Origin of the sequence: Nostoc sp. CHAB 5715 (genome assembly GCF_020829685.1) — a bacterium.
Classification (GTDB): domain Bacteria; phylum Cyanobacteriota; class Cyanobacteriia; order Cyanobacteriales; family Nostocaceae; genus Nostoc.
Genome location: NZ_JAIVFR010000696.1, coordinates 1 through 4162, shown reverse-complemented (window position 1 = coordinate 4162; position 4162 = coordinate 1). Strand labels below are relative to the sequence as shown.

General features: G+C 42.0%; 2 protein-coding genes. Both read left to right on the top strand.

Features of this window, described 5'->3' with window-relative positions:
• Positions 1–902 precede the first annotated feature (902 nt).
• Positions 903–1262 carry an NAD(P)H-quinone oxidoreductase subunit M gene (locus LC574_RS29270; protein ID WP_229457134.1) on the top strand — a complete coding sequence of 120 codons (360 nt, stop codon included), beginning with the start codon at positions 903–905 and terminating at the stop codon, positions 1260–1262.
• Positions 1263–1884: 622 nt separating this feature from the next.
• Positions 1885–4155, top strand: a complete 2271-nt coding sequence (locus LC574_RS29265) for a PP2C family serine/threonine-protein phosphatase (protein ID WP_229457133.1) — start codon at positions 1885–1887, stop codon at positions 4153–4155.
• Positions 4156–4162: the final 7 nt, after the last annotated feature.

Genomic DNA, 4162 nt, shown 5'->3' with positions numbered 1-4162 from the left:
TGGAACAGAATAATAAATAAAACCTAAAGATAGGCTAGATTTATTGCTGTGACTGGGTTTTAAGTTTTTGAGCCTTTCTATAAAACTGCGATTTTAATGCTCTACCATAAAACCAACGCAAGAACCATAATTTTTCTTCATCAATCACCTTTGTATTCCATTTCAGTCTCCTGTGTTTTATTTTCAAGCTAAATTTTGATGTGACTGTGCCAGATATAGCTTATGGTAAGCCATAACTATTATTCAGTTTTTAAGATTCTACACAATAAAGTTTCTGTAAGAAGTTGTCCGGTCTTTTTAAAGCTTTTTACATCAACTTTATGTTAACGTCAATAACAGTTTGACTTGTTACTTGATTTTTGGTGTTTATACGTAAGTAAAATCGCTTAATTTTTTGAAAGTTATTAACGCCAGAGGTCGATGTAGCCCTATCCAGTAAAATTACTTGATGTACGTTTTTTGCAATAGAAAATTCCGAAAAAATTGATGAGCAGAATTATTAAGGTAAAAACTTTTGTTCTCCATAAAAAAATGTACACAGATCAAATTATTCCTGGTGAGTGCCTAACTCTACTGGCTTTTAGGCTTCATAAGTACGAAAATCTTAGCAGTAGGTAAGATTAGCACACCGCTCTGACTTGTTTGTATACGCCAAATAAAAACACTTTCCCCAGTAATTTTTACAGGAAAATAATTGGACTACTGTCAGTACTAGCTGCTAATTGTGTCTTCAACTCCTAACAGAAGTAGTAAGTTAATCAGTACAGGTGATATTTTTACTTATGCTCATTCAATATACCCTTTTGAAACTGCTCTCAAAGCTTGTAAATTGAGAGCATTCAAGCTTGAATATAGCGTTTACAATAATTTCAGTGTAATCCACCCAACTCTTACACCCTTTTATGGATAACCCGATGCTGCTCAAGTCCACAACCCGGCATGTCCGCATTTTTGCAGGCGAAATTGACCGGGATGGCGAACTGATTCCCAGTGAACAGGTTTTAACGTTAGATATTGACCCAGATAACGAATTTAACTGGAATGAAGATGCGCTGCAAAAAGTTTATCGAAAATTTGATGAACTAGTAGAAGCATCTAGTGGCGCAGACCTCACAGACTATAACTTGCGCCGTGTTGGGTCAGACTTAGAGCATTATCTGCGATCGCTCCTGCAACTCGGCGAAATCAGCTACAATCTATCTGCCCGCGTTACCAACTACAGCATGGGAGTCCCCCAAGTCGCAATTGACGACAAAAAATAACCGAATGAGTTGGTAGCGATCTGGCTGAACCTTTGTGACAATTCAGATCCATCTGGAAAAGCTAACGATTAACCTAACCCCCTAACCCCCTTCCCGACCTCTCCCTAACCCTCTCCTACGAGGAGAGGGAAGGGGGAAAATTAATCTCTGAAGCTTTGCGACCTCCCCAAAAAGAACCCGGAAACTAGATTACAAGATTTTTAAAGCCACTTCATTAATCAGGTACTTTGAGTAGTTCACTTATCTTAATTCTTAATTAAAGTTAATTGTTGCTATCCTACTTATAAACTAAATAAATACCAAGATTATCTGTCTCTTGATGATGGGGTAATTCAGCAAAAGCAAATAGCACAGTTATGCTTGGGTTATCCTTTGGTAACAGGGTTTTTTGTTAGTTGCTTTGGCGATGGAGAGTCACAGAGCAATAGAAGCTATGATGAGGCTGTAGGGTTGACTTAGGAGCGGATTTTTTGGATAAGTAAGTATTAGCACCTGCTGATATCCCCCAGCTAAAATCATCATCTAAAGTCTGGGTATGTCAAGTTTAAGAAAGATGAGCGGTCTAGATTGTCCCTAATAATGCTGTTAAAGAAATTGCCAATCGCTTCCCGGTGCGAAAACTATGGAAAATGACGCGGCAACGCTCTACTGTACAAATGAAAGTTGTCAGGCTGCCAACCCCCTGACCCACAAGTTTTGCCTGCGATGTTCCACGCCCCTAACCAAAAATTACCTCTGGGCTGTGGTAGATGGCCCGAGTGTGGGTAGCCCTGGAGAAATATTAGCCGATCGCTATTTAGTCCTTGATAAATTTCTTCTTTTAGATACGAAACCTGGTTTATTAGCGCTAACGCCTGAGTTAGATAATTTGCAGCCTCTAAAAGCTTACCTGAGACTGATTCCCTACCGTTTACACGTACCGCAGGTATATGGAGTGCTTTTTCTCGGTGATAGCCCCTCACATCAAGAAATATTACTTTTAGAAAAACCTCCATTATTAGTAGATGACAAAATCCAACAAGTGCAGTTGGCTGGCGAGTTAACCACCGCTTGGCGTGATGCAACATCGATGCGCCAACTCAATTGGTTATGGCAAATAGCTCATCTGTGGCAACCTCTTGCAAGTGAAGGTGTCGTATCTAGCTTGCTTGATTCAAATGTATTACGGGTAGAAGGATCATTAGTCCGTTTATTAGAATTGCGCTTCGATACAGCAACATTACCAGAATTGCCCCAATTAGGTGAATTTTGGCAGCAATTGGTTAATAGTGCCAAACCAGCCATAAGTGAATTTGTTAATCAGGTTAGCCTTTCCTTAATTCAGGGAAAGATTAATTCAACCGATCAATTAATCGGAGTTTTAGATCGCGGACTTGCTGGGTTAGGGCGATCGCAAACACCCACAATCAAAATTATCACCAAAACTGACACTGGGCCAAGCCGCCAACGTAACGAAGATTCCTGTAGCCCACCCAGTGGAACTCTGGTGAGTAAACCACCCCAGCCAACAGCCTTAGCAATTGTCTGTGATGGCATCGGTGGACATGAGGGTGGCAATGTCGCATCAAATTTAGCCATTGAAACGATCCAGCAGCAGGTACAGCAACTAACAAAAGTTCCCTACGACCACATAGATCCCTCACTGCTACTTAATGACCTAGAAAAGGCAGTGGCAATTGCTAATGACAAAATTAGTCAGCGTAATGACAGTGAAAATCGCCAAGGTCGTCAGAGGATGGGCACGACTTTAGTAATGGCATTGCCTGTTGCTCATGAAATGTACATTACCCACGTCGGTGATAGTCGTGCTTACTGGATTACCCGCCACGGCTGTTATCAAGTTACCCTGGACGATGATGTTGCCTCCCGCGAGGTGCGGCTAGGCTATGCCATTTACCGCGAGGCTGTACAACAGAGTGCTGCTGGCTCTCTCGTCCAGGCTTTGGGCATGGGCCCCAGCACTTCATTGCATCCCACATCGGCACGGTTTATGCTCGACGAAGATGCTGTTTTTCTGCTCACTTCCGATGGTTTGAGTGATTTTGATCGGGTGGAGGAATACTGGGAAACAGAAATCTTGCCGATTCTAGTTGGGGAAGTGCCCATCGCAAATGTTGCGGATAAATTAGTTGAAATCGCTAACACTAAGAATGGACACGATAATGTCACCATCGCCTTAGTCCATTATCAAGTCCAATACTGGGAACCAGAAATTACGATCAAAGCCTTCATTCCAGAGAGTTATTCTGCCAAAACTATTGATTTTGCATCCAGGGCGACAGATCCGACACTTTTAAGTAGCTCAAACCACAAAACTCAGGTGATTCCAGATACTGAGCCTGCTAAAAGTCGCCAATTACCGCTACAGTGGATTGTTCCGTTAATATTTGTGGTAGCAGCAGGTGCTTTAGGATTGTTTGTGAAGCAACTGCGATCGCCATTAGTCCCCTTGATTTCATCCACTCCAATACCAACTTCAAATCCTACCATCGAAGCGACACCCATACAGCGATCGCTAGCCAACCTTTCTCCTGGCTGGGTAATTAAAACTAACAATCAAATCACCTTGGGAAACAACCAATCACTTCCACCTGGAGCTTTTTTAGAAGTTATCAATACAAAACCAAATCCTAAACCTGCTTCCGGAAATTTTTCGGTGTCTATGCGAGTCTGTGCCAATAAAAGTACACAAACCCCAGCTAATACTAATAATCCAGCAGTAACTTCCTCAGTGCCATCAAATTCAAAACCTTTGCCAGCAACAGTATTGCTGGACTTCTCCCAACTCAAACGCTTTGGTGTCTCTGTTTTACCAGAAGATGCACCAAGTCCATGTACAACCGTCACACAACCGCCAGTTACTCAACCACCCGACGACAGCAGTCCAACTTAGTCAAATA

Bases quoted from the DNA above. Each gene is read 5' to 3' on its own strand.
- LC574_RS29270 (WP_229457134.1), top strand. From the start codon at position 903: ATGGATAACCCGATGCTGCTCAAGTCCACAACCCGGCATGTCCGCATT.
- LC574_RS29265 (WP_229457133.1), top strand. From the start codon at position 1,885: ATGGAAAATGACGCGGCAACGCTCTACTGTACAAATGAAAGTTGTCAG.